Below are 13,324 nucleotides of genomic sequence, written 5' to 3'. Positions count from 1 at the left end.
TCCGGGCGTAGGCGCGCAGCGCGCCGGTGAGCGGCCGCTCCCGCCGGGCGGGCTGCCACGGCCGTTCCGCGGCCTCCATCTTCGCCCGCCGCTCGGCGAGCAGCTCGTCGTCCACGAGCACCGAGAGCCTGCCCTCGTGCACGTCGATGAGGATCTCGTCGCCGTCCTCCACGAGCGCGATCGCCCCGCCCGCGGCGGCCTCGGGGGAGATGTGGCCGACCGACAGGCCGGACGTCCCGCCGGAGAACCGCCCGTCGGTGATCAGCGCGCATTCCCGGCCCAGGCCCGCGCCCTTGAGGAAGGCGGTCGGGTGCAGCATCTCCTGCATCCCCGGCCCGCCGGACGGGCCCTCGTAGCGCACCACCACGACGTCGCCCGGCCGGATCTGCCGGTCCAGGATCGCCGAGACCGCCTCCTCCTGGCTCTCCACGACGCGGGCGGGCCCCCGGAACCGGAACAGCTCCTCGTCGATCCCCGCCGACTTGATGATCGCGCCGTTCTCGGCCAGATTGCCGCGCAGCACGGTGAGCCCGCCGCTGGCGGTGTAGGCGTGCGCGGCGTCCCGGATGCAGCCGTCCGCGGCGTCGGTGTCCAGCGACGACCACCGGTTCGTGGTGGAGAACGCCTCGGTCGTGCGCACCCCGCCGGGGGCGGCGTGGAACAGTTCCCGGGCACGCTCCGACGCGGCGCCGCTACGGACGTCCCACCCGGACAGCCACGCGGTCAGCGACGGCGCGTGGATCGCGTGCACGTCGGTGTGCAGGAAGCCGCCCCGGTGCAGCTCCCCGAGGATCGCCGGGATGCCGCCGGCCCGGTGGACGTCCTCCATGTGGTAGTTCGAGTTCGGGGCCACCTTGGACAGACACGGCACCCGGCGGCCGATGTCCTCGATATCGTCCAGGGTGAACGCGATCTCACCCTCCCGTGCGGCCGCGAGGATGTGCAGCACGGTGTTCGTGGAGCCGCCCATCGCCATGTCCAGCGCCATCGCGTTGGCGAACGCGCGCTCGTTCGCGATCGAACGCGGGAGCGCCGTCTCGTCGTCGTCGCGGTACCAGCGCCGGGCCAGGTCCACCACGGTCGTGCCCGCGTCGGTGAACAGCTGCCTGCGCGCCGCGTGCGTCGCCAGCGTCGAGCCGTTGCCGGGCAGCGACAGCCCCAGCGCCTCGGTGAGGCAGTTCATCGAATTCGCGGTGAACATGCCCGAGCAGGACCCGCACGTCGGGCACGCCGAGCGCTCGACCTCGGACAGTCCCTCGTCGTCGACCTCGGAACTGGCCGACGCCGCGATCGTGGTGATCAGGTCCGTCGGCGCGTGGGCGACCCCGTCGACGACGACGGCCTTGCCCGCCTCCATCGGCCCGCCCGACACGAACACGGTGGGGATGTTCAGCCGCATCGCGGCGTTGAGCATGCCCGGCGTGATCTTGTCGCAGTTCGAGATGCACACCAGCGCGTCCGCCTGGTGGGCGTTGGTCATGTACTCCACCGAGTCGGCGATGATCTCCCGCGACGGCAGCGAGTACAGCATCCCGCTGTGCCCCATGGCGATGCCGTCGTCCACCGCGATGGTGTGGAACTCGCGGGGTACGCCGCCCGCCTCCCGCACGCCGTCGGCGACGACCTCCCCGAGGTCCTTGAGATGGACGTGCCCCGGGACGAACTGCGTGTACGAGTTGGCGATCGCGACGATGGGCTTGCCGAAGTCGCTGTCGGTCATGCCGGTCGCGCGCCACAGGGAGCGTGCTCCCGCGGCATTGCGGCCGTGGGTCGTGGTACGGGAACGCAGTGCAGGCATGGGGCAGAGACTACGCCCGCCCCCGACCGGGTGACCGGATGGCTACCCGGCCGTGCGACGCCCGTTCCTCCCGTCGTCCCCGGTGGGGGTGTCGTCGTTCTCCGCGGCGGTGGTGTCGACGTCCTGATCGGTGCCGGTGCCGGTGCCGGTGCCGGTGTCGGCGTCGGTGTCGGTGTCGGTGGCGGTCCCCGGACCGGTGTGGTCGTCCGGTGTCCCGGAGGGTCCGGTGTCGTCGGTGTCGTCCGCATCGTGGGAGCCGGTCCCGTCCGTGCGGTCGAGCACACCGGAGGGATCCGGCAGCCGCCCCTCGCTCACCAGTGCCAACACCGGCAGGTGGCGGGTGCGCACACCCGGCAGGGGGACGGTGGTGCCGTCGACCAGCACCGCACCGACCGAGGACTTCGGGGTGAGGGACAGGCCCCGGATCCCGTCCCACGGCAGCTCGCGGGTGCCCGACACGGTGCGGACGGACAGCCCCTCGCGGGTGGCGGTGGTGCGGTTGCGCACGACCCAGACCCCCAGGCCGAGCGGGATCAGCAGCAACAGCTGGAGCCCCGGCAGGGCGAACGCGACCGGCAGCATGCCCACCAGCAGCAGGAACACCACCAGCAGCGCGGGCGCGGGCGTGCGGAAGACGGCGCGCCTGCCGGAGGCGCCTCCCGTGTCGGCGTCGGTGCCCCGGTCGCGGTCGGTGGCCCCGTCCCCGCCCGGGGTCCGTGCCCCGTCCGTGGGTGGGAGGTCGTCCCGCCCGGCGACCGGTGTCTCGTCCTGGCCGTTGCTCACCCGTTTCACCACCACACCCCGATGATGCCCCGCACAGCGGGCGACGGGGGAACCGGGGCGCCGGCGAAACCCGGTCGGTCCAGTATCCGGGATCACCGTCCCGCTCAGTTGACACTGATCTCCGGGGGCGATTAACGTCGACGCCGTGACACCGCAGCTCATTCTCGTACTTCCTTCGCGCGTCGCGTAGGGAGTCAGCTCTGCGTCGACGCGCGACCCTCGTGCGACCATCCGTGGTCGGCGGGGGTTTTTTCATGCGCGGCGGCGCCGGGACGCGGGAACGATCTCGGCACAGCCCGGAAAGCAGCACCGACAACACCCATCCACGACCCATGAGGCGAGAACCGATGACCAGCGCCACCTCGCGATCGGAACCGAACGCCGGGTCGACACCCTCCGCGGCGTCGCCCGGCCCGTCACCAGCACGACCGAAGCCCGGACCGCCCGCAGGCACGCCCGTGCGGCTGACCGGCGCGCAGTCGCTCGTGCGCTCGCTCGAATCGGTCGGTGTCGACGTGGTGTTCGGCATTCCGGGCGGCACCATCCTCCCCGCCTACGACCCGCTGCTGGACTCGACGAAGGTGCGCCACGTGCTGGTGCGGCACGAACAGGGCGCGGGCCACGCCGCGACCGGGTACGCCCAGGCCACCGGGGAGACCGGCGTGTGCATGGCCACGTCCGGCCCCGGGGCGACCAATCTGGTGACGCCGCTGGCCGACGCCAACATGGACTCCGTGCCGGTGGTGGCCATCACGGGGCAGCAGACGCGCGCGCTGATCGGCACGGACGCCTTCCAGGAAGCCGACATCTGCGGCATCACGATGCCGATCACCAAGCACAACTTCCTGGTCACCGACCCGGCCGACATCCCGAAGGTGATCGCCGAGGCGTTCCACCTGGCCAACTCGGGCCGCCCCGGGCCGGTGCTGGTCGACATCCCGAAGGACGTGCTCCAGGAGACGACGTCGTTCGCGTGGCCGCCGGAGACCGGTCTGCCCGGCTACCGGCCGACCCTGCGCCCGCACGGCAAGCAGGTGCGTGAGGCCGCGCGGCTGATGGCGCGGTCCCAGCGGCCGGTGTTCTACGTCGGTGGCGGGGTGCTCAAGGCGCGGGCCACCGGGAAGCTGCGCGAACTCGCGGAACTGACCGGCATCCCCGTGGTGACCACCCTCATGGCACGGGGTGCGTTCCCCGACTCGCACCCCCAGCACCTCGGCATGCCGGGGATGCACGGCTCGGTGGCCGCCGTGGCGTCGATGCAGCGGGCGGATCTGATCGTCGCGCTCGGCGCGCGGTTCGACGACCGGGTGACCGGCAGGCTCGACTCGTTCGCGCCCGAGGCGACCGTGGTGCACGCGGACATCGACCCGGCGGAGATCTCGAAGAACCGCAAGGCCGACGTGCCGATCGTCGGCGACTGTGCGGAGATCATCGGCGACCTGGTGGAGGCGGTGCGGTCGGAGACCGGGGAGAACGGCTCCGAGGACCTCGGCCCGTGGTGGACCCAGCTCGACTCGTGGCGGAACACCTTCCCCGCCGGGTACGACTGGCCGGAGGACGGCACCCTGGCGCCGCAGTACGTCATCGAGCGGATCGGGGAGTTGGCCGGTCCGGACGCGATCTACGCGGCGGGGGTGGGCCAGCACCAGATGTGGGCGGCCCAGTTCATCGGCTACGAGCGGCCCGGCACCTGGGTCAACTCCGGCGGGCTCGGCACGATGGGCTTCGCGGTGCCCGCCGCGATGGGCGCCCAGCTCGCGTACCCGGACCGGCAGGTCTGGGCCATCGACGGGGACGGCTGCTTCCAGATGACCAACCAGGAGCTGGCCACCTGCGCGATCGAGGGAATCCCGATCAAGGTCGCCGTCATCAACAACGGCAACCTCGGCATGGTGCGCCAGTGGCAGAATCTCTTCTACGCCGAGCGTTACTCGAACACCGACCTCGGCAGCCACCGGCACCGCATCCCCGACTTCGCCCTCATGGCGGAGGCCATGGGCTGTGCGGGACTCCGGTGCGAGACGAAGGACGGCGTGGACGAGGTGCTCGGCCGCGCGATGGAGATCAACGACCGCCCCGTCGTGATCGACTTCGTCGTCGGCAAGGACGCCCAGGTGTGGCCGATGGTGGCCGCGGGCACCGGCAACGACGAGATCATGGCCGCACGCGGCATCCGCCCGCTGTTCGACGACGACGAGGTTTCGCAATAATGACCAACCATACTCTGAGTGTCCTGGTGGAGAATGTTCCCGGCGTGCTCGCGCGGGTGTCGGGGCTGTTCTCCCGCCGGGGCTTCAACATCGAGTCGCTGGCCGTGGGGCCCACGGAGAACCCCGAGGTGTCCCGCATGACGATCGTGGTCGCCGTCGAGGAACTCCCGCTCGAACAGGTGACCAAGCAGCTCAACAAGCTCGTCAACGTCATCAAGATCGTCGAACTGGACCCGGACAGCTCCGTGCAGCGGGAACTGCTGCTGGTGAAGGTCCGGGCCGACGCCACCGTGCGCAGCCAGGTGCTGGAGACCGTGCAGCTGTTCCGCGCCAAGGTCGTCGACGTCTCCCCGGAGGCCGTCACGATCGAGGCCACCGGCACCAGCGACAAGATCAATGCGCTGCTGCGGATGCTCGAACCCTACGGGGTGCGCGAGCTGGTGCAGTCGGGCATGGTCGCCGTCGGGCGCGGTGCACGCTCCATCACGGCGGGCGCGACGCGCTGACCTCCGCGCGGGTACTCCGCCTCCGCCGCTTTTCCCGTCAACACCGAAAGGAAGTACCACCCCTCATGTCAGTCGAGATCTTCTACGAGGCCGACGCGGACCTCGGCATCATCCAGGGCCGCACCGTGGCCGTGATCGGCTACGGAAGCCAGGGCCACGCCCATGCCCTGAGCCTGCGGGACTCCGGTGTGGACGTCCGCATCGGCCTGCCCGAGGGGTCGAAGTCGCGCGCCAAGGCCGAGGAGGAGGGCCTGCGGGTGACCACGCCCGCCGAGGCGGCCCGCGAGGCCGACCTCATCATGATCCTCACTCCGGACACCAAGCAGCGCGCGATCTACACCGAGGACATCGAGCCGAACCTGTCCGCGGGTGACGCGTTGTTCTTCGGGCACGGCTTCAACATCCGCTACGAGCTGATCAAGCCGCCCGCCGACGTGGACGTCGCGATGGTGGCGCCCAAGGGGCCGGGCCACCTGGTGCGCAGGCAGTTCCTCGACGGCAAGGGTGTGCCGTGCCTGATCGCCGTCGAGCAGGACCCGAGCGGCAACGGTCAGGCGCTCGCGCTGTCCTACGCCGCCGCGATCGGCGGCGCCCGTGCCGGCGTGATCAAGACGACGTTCACCGAGGAGACCGAGACGGACCTGTTCGGGGAGCAGTCCGTGCTGTGCGGCGGGACCTCCGCGCTCGTGCAGACCGGGTTCGAGGTGCTCACCGAGGCCGGGTACGCGCCGGAGATCGCCTACTTCGAGGTTCTGCACGAGCTGAAGCTCATCGTGGACCTGATGTACGAGGGCGGGATCGCGCGGATGCGGTACTCCATCTCCGACACCGCCGAGTACGGCGACCTCACCCGCGGTCCCCGCGTGATCGGGCCGGAGGTGAAGGAGAACATGAAGGCCGTGCTGGCCGAGATCCAGGACGGCACGTTCGCCCGCGAGTGGGTCGCCGAGGACGAGGCCGACCGGCCCAACTTCCGCAGGCTGCAGCAGCAGGGCGAGCAGCACCCGATCGAGGAGACCGGGACCAAGCTGCGCGGTCTCATGTCCTGGGTGGACCGGCCGATCACCGAGACGGCCTGACCCCCGCCCCGACCGGCCCCGGCCCCGGTCCCACCGCGTCCGCCGCGCGTGGGGCCGGGGCCGTCGTCGTCCGGCGCCCCGGATTCCGGACCGCGGGAGGACCCCCGCCGGGTCCGGGGTGGCGCAGCGTGGTCGGGAGCGGTGTGCCCGCCGTCACGGTGTGCTCTACCGTGGCCCCCCATGAGCGAGCGGATCCCGGCCGGGGACGAGAAGGCGGACGTCCGTGACCGGCTCGACCTGCGGTCGGCGCGGTGGCGGCCACTGCACACCCGTGCGGGCTCCGCGGGCCCCGTGGGACCCGCCGGGGCCGACCCCGGGCCCGGGGTCGGAAACCACGGCGCGGCCACGGTGGAGTTCGCCTTCCTCACCCAGGGCGACGGGGCCACCTACGTGGCTCTGCGCCGCGCGGGGGATCCGGACGGCACTGTGCTCGTCTTCACACCGTCCGAGTGGGACGCCTTCCTCGCCGGTGTGCGGGACGGGGAATTCGACCGTCCGGAGGCGCTCTGACGCGGGGCGAGAGCCGGACGCGGAGGGTTCCGTGCGCCTCCGGCCGGGCGGGTGGTGCACCGGCCCGGCGCGGCCGATCCGGGTGCTCCGGCTCGCGTGACCATTGGACCCGCAGGTCCCCGGGGCTAGACTGCGGCGCATCGCGGGCACAGCGTCGTGGCCCGATTCAGCGCGTGGTGCGAATGAACCCGATCTGACGAAAGGCGCATCGTGAGCAATTCCAGCCAGCCCGTCGTTCTCCTCGCCGAGAAGCTCGCCGAGTCCGCGGTCAGCGTGTTCGGCGACGAGGTCGAGGTCCGGCACGTGGACGGAACCGACCGCGCCGCCCTGCTCGAGGCGGTGAAGGAGGCGGATGCGCTGCTCGTGAGGTCCGCGACCAAGGTCGACGCCGAGGTGCTGGCCGCGAGCGACCGGCTGAAGGTCGTCGCGCGGGCGGGTGTGGGGCTCGACAATGTCGAGGTCCCGGCCGCGACCGAACGCGGTGTGCTGGTGGTCAACGCCCCGACGTCGAACATCGTCTCGGCCGCCGAGCACGCCGTGGCGCTGCTGCTGTCCGTTCTGCGCCGGGTGCCCGCGGCCGACCAGACCCTGCGCGGCGGCGAGTGGAAGCGCTCCTCCTACACCGGTGTCGAGCTCAACGGCAAGACCGTCGGTGTCGTCGGGTTCGGCAAGATCGGCCAGCTCGTGGCCACCCGGCTCGGCGCGTTCGACACCGAACTGCTCTCCTACGACCCCTACGCCTCGGCCTCGCGTGCCGGGCAGCTCGGCGTCGAGCTGGTGGAGCTGGACGAGCTGCTGCGCCGCGCCGACATCATCACGATCCACCTGCCCAAGACCCCCGAGACCAAGGGCCTGATCGACGCCACGGCGCTGTCCAAGATCAAGAAGGGCGCCATCGTCGTCAACGCGGCCCGCGGCGGTCTGGTGGACGAGGACGCGCTGGCCGAGGCCGTGCGCGACGGCCGGGTCGGCGGCGCGGGCGTGGACGTGTTCGCCGAGGAGCCGACCACCTCCAGCCCGCTGTTCGACCTGCCCAACGTCGTGGTCACCCCGCACCTGGGCGCCTCCACCCACGAGGCGCAGGACCGGGCGGGCACCGACGTGGCCCACTCGACGCTGGCGGCCCTGCGCGGGGACTTCGTGCCGGACGCGGTCAACGTCGCGGGCGGCGCCGTCGGCGAGGAGGTGCGGCCGTACGTGCCGCTGGCCCAGAAGCTGGGCACCGTGCTGTCGGCGTTCAGCGCGAAGGCGCCGGCGTCGGTCTCCGTCGTGGCCGGTGGCGAGCTCTCCGGCGAGGACGTCAGCGTGCTGCAGCTGGCGGCGCTGCGCGGCGTGTTCTCCGGTGTCGTCGAGGACCAGGTGACCTTCGTCAACGCGCCCCGGCTGGCCGAGGACCTGGGCGTCGAGGCGAGCGTGACCACCCGGCCGGAGAGCGACAACTACCGCAGCCAGCTCACCGTGACCGTCGTGCACGCCGACGGCACGAAGCACTCGGTCTCCGGCACGGTCTCCGGCAAGGACGAGGTGCCGAAGCTGATCGAGGTCAACGGCAGGCACTTCGACATCCGCGCCGAGGGTCACATGCTGCTCATGGAGTACCCGGACCGGCCCGGGATCATGGGCCGGGTCGGCACCCTGCTCGGCGAGGCGGGCATCAACATCGAGGCGGCCCAGATCAGCCAGACCACGGACCGTTCGGACGCCGTGATGCTGCTGCGCGTGGACCGTGCCGTGGACAACCACCTGCTGGAGCCGATCGGCGCCACGGTCGACGCCCAGCGCATCCGCACGGTCGACTTCGACTGACCGGCACCGACCGCCCGGTCCCCGACGAGGCCGCCCGGTTCCGCCGTGCCGCGGGGCCGGGCGGCCTCGCCGTGTGTCGCACACCGCCAGGCCGCACACCGCTCACCCCGCAGCGGGTGGTGCGCCGTCGGGGGTCATCCGGCCGGGCGACCCGCTGTGGGGGGGGTGTGCGATGGGTCCCGTCGAGTCGCGGGAATGCCGCGTGTCCCTGCGTCCCTGCGGCGGGTGATACCGCGTCCGTGTGCCACGATTGTGTGACTGCGCAGCAGGCTCGTTGCGGCGGACGGGTGGTCGTTCTTCGATGCCGTGTCGACAGCCGGTAGCCTGCCGTCGCTGGAGTTCGATCGCGGATGGGTGTCCGGAGCGGCCGGGTGCCTGATGTCACGGAGGTGTGTGGATGCGGCTCGCTGTGATCCCCGGCGACGGGATCGGGCCCGAGGTGGTGACCGAGGCACTCAAGGTGCTCGCCGAGGTCGTGCCGAACGCCGAGATCAGCAGGTACGACCTCGGCGCCTCCCGCTGGCACGCCACGGGGGAACTGCTCCCCGAGTCGGTGCTGGGCGAGCTGCGCGAGCACGACGCGATCCTCCTCGGCGCCGTGGGTGACCCGAGCGTGCCCAGCGGCATCCTGGAGCGCGGCCTGCTGCTGCGCCTGCGGTTCGAACTCGACCACCACGTGAACCTCCGGCCGGGGCGCCTCTACCCGGGTGTGCGCGGGCCGCTCGCCGACCCCGGTGAGATCGACCTCGTCGTCGTGCGCGAGGGCACCGAGGGCCCGTACGCGGGCAACGGCGGACTCCTGCGCAAGGACACCGAGCAGGAGATCGCCACCGAGATCAGCCTGAACACCGCCTTCGGCGTGCGGCGCGTCGTCGCCGACGCCTTCGACCGGGCCGAGCAGCGGGAGCGCAAGCACCTGACGCTGGTGCACAAGACGAACGTCCTCGAACACGCCGGGTCGCTGTGGTCCCGCATCGTCGAGGAGGAGTCGCTGCGTCACCCGGACGTGACGGTCGCCTACTCCCATGTGGACGCCGCCACCATCCACCTGGTGACCGACCCGGGCCGGTTCGACGTCATCGTCACCGACAACCTTTTCGGCGACATCGTCACCGACCTGGTCGGCGCGGTCACCGGCGGCATCGGTCTCGCCGCGAGCGGGAACCTCGACATTTCCAGGCGGAACCCGAGCATGTTCGAGCCGGTGCACGGCAGCGCCCCGGACATCGCGGGCCAGAACCTCGCGGACCCCACCGCGGCCGTGTTGTCGGTCTCGTTGTTGCTCGACCACCTCGGGGAGAAGGAGGCGGCCCGCCGCATCGAGGCGTCGGTCGCCTTCGACCTCGCCACGCGGGACCAGAGCTCGCCCGGCACCACGCAGGCCATCGGCGATCGGCTCGCCGCGCTGGTCTCGTCGAACGCGCGCCAGGCGAGCTGACCGAACTCCGGTCTTGGCGCGTCGCGGAGGAGGGCGGGCGGCGCGGCGCGGGTCGTTTCCCCCGGACGGGCGTGGGTAGTCCGGCCGTATGTGGAAATGGCTCCGTGTCCTGCGTGGGCGCATCGAACCGGCCTCCTCCAGCGCGCCGGAGGCCGACGCCGCCGACGACCCGGCCGTCTCCCGCGCCCGGCCGACCGGCGGCAGGCCGGACGAGCGCGGGGACAACCAGTCCTCGACCGGTCCCGGGCACAACGACACCTTCGTCGGCCGGGCCGCGGGGGACGACCTCGGCTACGCCGGGGAGACGGGGGCCGAACGCCGCCGGAAGCGGTGACTGTGCCACCATGACGTCCATGACCACCGCAGGTGTGCTCATTATTCGCCGGCGCGCCGGATGAGTGCCTGATCCGGGCACCCGGCGCGCAGACCTCTCGCGATCCCGCGAGGGGTCTTTTTTGTTGGTCGGACACCGTCCGGTCGGACACCGCTTTGTTGATCGGACACCGCAGTGTTGATCGGACACCGCATTGTTGATCGGACACCGCATTGTTGATCGGAAACCGTGGCGAGGAGACCCCGTGAACCGCACGGAACCCGCGGGCACCCCGATGGGGGACCGCTTCCACCTCTACGACACCACCCTCCGCGACGGCGCGCAGCGGGAGGGCATCGCGTACTCCGTGGCCGACAAGCTCGCCGTGGCGCGGTTGCTGGACGGGCTGGGGGTCGGGTTCATCGAGGGCGGATGGCCGGGCGCGCTGCCCAAGGACACCGAGTTCTTCGCGCGCGCCGCCGCGGGGGAACTGTCCCTGCGGCACGCGGCGCTGGTGGCGTTCGGCTCCACCCGGCGCGCGGGGGTCCGTGCCGCCGACGACCCGCAGGTGCGGGCGTTGGTGGACTCGGGGGCGCCCGTGGTGACCCTGGTGGCGAAGGCGGACTCCCGGCACATCGAACGGGCGCTGCGGGTGGACACCGACGAGGCGTGCGCGATGGTGCGGGACACGGTCGCCCACCTGGTCGGGCTCGGTCGCCGGGTGTTCGTCGACGCGGAGCACTTCTTCGACGGCTACGCGCACGACCCGGAAACCGCGCTGCGGGTGCTGGAGGCCGCGGGCGAGGCGGGCGCGGACGTCGTCGTGCTGTGCGACACCAACGGCGGGCAACTGCCGCTGGGTATCGCGGAGACCGTCGCCGAGGTCGGCAGGCGCACCGGACTCCGGTTGGGGATCCACTGTCAGGACGACACGGCCTGCGCGGTGGCGAACAGCGTGGCCGCCGTGCAGGCCGGTGCCACGCACGTCCAGTGCACCGCCAACGGGTACGGCGAACGGGCCGGCAACGCCGATCTGTTCGCCGTCACCGGCAACCTGGTCGCCAAGCTCGGCATGGACGTGCTCCCGGAGGGCGGTGCGGCGGAGCTGACCCGCGTCTCGCACGCACTGGCCGAACTCGCCAACATCGCCCCGGACACCCATCAGGCCTACGTGGGGTCCTCCGCCTTCGCGCACAAGGCGGGTCTACACGCCAGCGCCATCAAGGTGGATCCGCTGCTGTACAACCACATCGACCCGGCGGTCGTGGGCAACGACATGCGGGTGCTGGTGACCGAGATGGCGGGCCGCGCGAGCCTGGAACTGAAGGGCGCCGAGATCGGCCTCGACCTCACGGACCGGCCCGAGGCACTGAGCAGTGCCCTGAAGAAGGTGAAGGCGCTGGAGTCGGAAGGATGGTCGTTCGAGGCCGCCGACGCCTCGCTGGAACTGTTGCTGCGCGCCGAGGCGGATGACGCGCCCCCCGAGCCGCCGTTCGCGCTCGAGTCGTACCGCGTGGTGCTCGACCACCGGCGGGACGGGGAGGTGGTGTCCGAGGCCACGGTGAAGGTGCACGTCGGTGGCGACCGGGTGATCGCCACCGCCGAGGGCAACGGGCCGGTGAACGCGCTCGACGCCGCGTTGCGCCAGGCACTGCGCCGGCACCTGTCCTGGTTGGACGATGTGGAACTGGCCGACTACAAGGTGCGCATCCTCGCGGGCAACCCGGGCACCGACGCCGTCACCCGGGTGCTCGTCGGGTCGTCCGACGGGCAGCGGGAGTGGACGACCGTGGGGGTGCACGCGAACATCGTCGAGGCGAGCTGGCTCGCCCTGTGCGACGCGCTGGTCTACAAGGCGGGCGTCGCGACGGCGGACGACGGGCGTTAGGATCGCGGCGTGCGTCTGGCTCGAATCGCTCATCCCGACGGTGTGGCCTTCGCCTCGATCGAGGCCGAGGGTGACGCCGACGAGGCGGCCCAGGTACTGGAAATCGCGGAACATCCGTTCGGGAAACCGAACTACACCGGCAGGCGGTGGCCGTTGGCCGACGTCCGGCTGATCGCCCCGATCCTGCCGACCAAGGTGATCGCCGTCGGGCGGAACTACCCCAAGCACGCGGCGGAGTCCGGCAACGAGGTCCCGGCCGAGCCGATGATCTTCATGAAGCCGTCGACCACGGTGACCGGGCCGAACACGGCGATCAAGTTGCCGCGCGCGTCGTCCCGGGTCGACTTCGAGGGTGAACTGGCCGTGGTCATCGGCCAGCCGGTGAAGAACGTCCCCGCGGAGAAGGCCTCCGCCGCGGTCCTCGGCTATACGGTCGCCAACGACGTCAGTGCCCGCGACCTGCAGGCCTCGGACGGGCAGTGGGGCCGGGCCAAGGGCTTCGACACCTTCTGCCCCGTGGGGCCGTGGATCGAGACCGCGGTGGACCCGGCCGACCTCCGGCTGACGAGCGAGGTGGACGGGGTGCTCAAACAGGACGCCCGCACCTCCGCGATGGTCCACAAGGTCGGCGACCTGGTCGCGTTCGTCTCGTCGGTGATGACGCTGCTGCCCGGGGACATGATCCTCACCGGCACGCCGGAGGGTGTGGGGCCGATCGAGGAGGGGCAGCAGGTCTCGATCACGATCGAGGGCATCGGCACGCTGACCAACTCCGTGCAGGCGACCTGACCGGCGGGACCGCCCCGCGCGGCGGTCAGGACGGCGGGCGCCGGGCGAATCCCGGCGCGTGTTCGGGTCGGGGGCCGATCCCGATCAGACGGGCCGGGACCACCGTCAGCCACGGCGCGCGGCGCAGCAGGGCGAGCACCGGCCTCGGCGGGCCCGCCCGGCGGCCTTTGGACGACGGGTGCGACCACGACGCGGTGCAGCAGG

General features: G+C 71.7%; 11 protein-coding genes and 1 pseudogene. 9 read left to right on the top strand and 3 right to left on the bottom strand.

Annotated features, from left to right (window positions below; all coding sequences use genetic code 11):
- On the bottom strand, positions 1–1,798 hold a 1,798-nt coding region (gene ilvD, locus SACPADRAFT_RS27640; protein ID WP_007024729.1), incomplete at its 3' end, for a dihydroxy-acid dehydratase.
- Positions 1,799–1,840: 42 nt separating this feature from the next.
- Positions 1,841–2,581 carry a PH domain-containing protein gene (locus tag SACPADRAFT_RS29930; protein ID WP_233357179.1) on the bottom strand — a complete coding sequence of 247 codons (741 nt, stop codon included), beginning with the start codon at positions 2,579–2,581 and terminating at the stop codon, positions 1,841–1,843.
- Between the two features lie 458 nt (positions 2,582–3,039).
- Between SACPADRAFT_RS29930 and SACPADRAFT_RS0213580 the strand changes: the two genes are divergently transcribed.
- The 9 genes from SACPADRAFT_RS0213580 to SACPADRAFT_RS0213540 all read left to right on the top strand — a co-directional run bounded on the left by SACPADRAFT_RS0213580 (position 3,040) and on the right by SACPADRAFT_RS0213540 (position 13,120).
- Complete coding sequence (locus SACPADRAFT_RS0213580; protein ID WP_007024731.1) at positions 3,040–4,791, top strand: acetolactate synthase large subunit; 1,752 nt, start codon at positions 3,040–3,042, stop codon at positions 4,789–4,791.
- A complete protein-coding gene (ilvN, locus tag SACPADRAFT_RS0213575; protein ID WP_007024732.1) occupies positions 4,791–5,297 on the top strand; it encodes an acetolactate synthase small subunit in 507 nt (168 codons plus the stop codon). The genes SACPADRAFT_RS0213580 and ilvN overlap by 1 nt, the downstream gene beginning before the upstream one ends.
- Positions 5,298–5,362: 65 nt before the next feature.
- Positions 5,363–6,376 carry a ketol-acid reductoisomerase gene (gene ilvC / locus SACPADRAFT_RS0213570; protein ID WP_007024733.1) on the top strand — a complete coding sequence of 338 codons (1,014 nt, stop codon included), beginning with the start codon at positions 5,363–5,365 and terminating at the stop codon, positions 6,374–6,376.
- A 180-nt stretch (positions 6,377–6,556) separates the two neighbouring features.
- On the top strand, positions 6,557–6,886 hold the full coding sequence (locus tag SACPADRAFT_RS0213565) for a DUF397 domain-containing protein (RefSeq protein WP_007024734.1): 330 nt from the start codon (positions 6,557–6,559) through the stop codon (positions 6,884–6,886).
- A gap of 210 nt (positions 6,887–7,096) precedes the next feature.
- A complete protein-coding gene (gene serA, locus SACPADRAFT_RS0213560; protein ID WP_007024735.1) occupies positions 7,097–8,692 on the top strand; it encodes a phosphoglycerate dehydrogenase in 1,596 nt (531 codons plus the stop codon).
- A gap of 397 nt (positions 8,693–9,089) precedes the next feature.
- Positions 9,090–10,130, top strand: a complete 1,041-nt coding sequence (locus tag SACPADRAFT_RS0213555; protein ID WP_007024736.1) for a 3-isopropylmalate dehydrogenase — start codon at positions 9,090–9,092, stop codon at positions 10,128–10,130.
- Between the two features lie 88 nt (positions 10,131–10,218).
- Positions 10,219–10,464, top strand: a complete 246-nt coding sequence (locus SACPADRAFT_RS0213550; protein WP_007024737.1) for a hypothetical protein — start codon at positions 10,219–10,221, stop codon at positions 10,462–10,464.
- Positions 10,465–10,708: 244 nt separating this feature from the next.
- The gene (cimA, locus tag SACPADRAFT_RS0213545) at positions 10,709–12,331 is read left to right on the top strand and encodes a citramalate synthase (RefSeq protein ID WP_007024738.1); all 1,623 of its coding nucleotides are present in this window, start codon (positions 10,709–10,711) and stop codon (positions 12,329–12,331) included.
- A 9-nt stretch (positions 12,332–12,340) separates the two neighbouring features.
- Complete coding sequence (locus SACPADRAFT_RS0213540) at positions 12,341–13,120, top strand: fumarylacetoacetate hydrolase family protein (RefSeq protein WP_007024739.1); 780 nt, start codon at positions 12,341–12,343, stop codon at positions 13,118–13,120.
- 25 nt (positions 13,121–13,145) lie between these two features.
- Here the strand turns inward: SACPADRAFT_RS0213540 and SACPADRAFT_RS34510 are convergent.
- Positions 13,146–13,324 (bottom strand): annotated as a pseudogene (locus SACPADRAFT_RS34510) (FAD-dependent oxidoreductase); the annotation flags it as partial.

It is taken from the genome of Saccharomonospora iraqiensis subsp. paurometabolica YIM 90007 (assembly GCF_000231035.2).
GTDB classification, from domain to species: Bacteria; Actinomycetota; Actinomycetes; order Mycobacteriales; family Pseudonocardiaceae; genus Saccharomonospora; species Saccharomonospora paurometabolica.
This window is presented reverse-complemented; position numbering and strand designations above follow the sequence as displayed.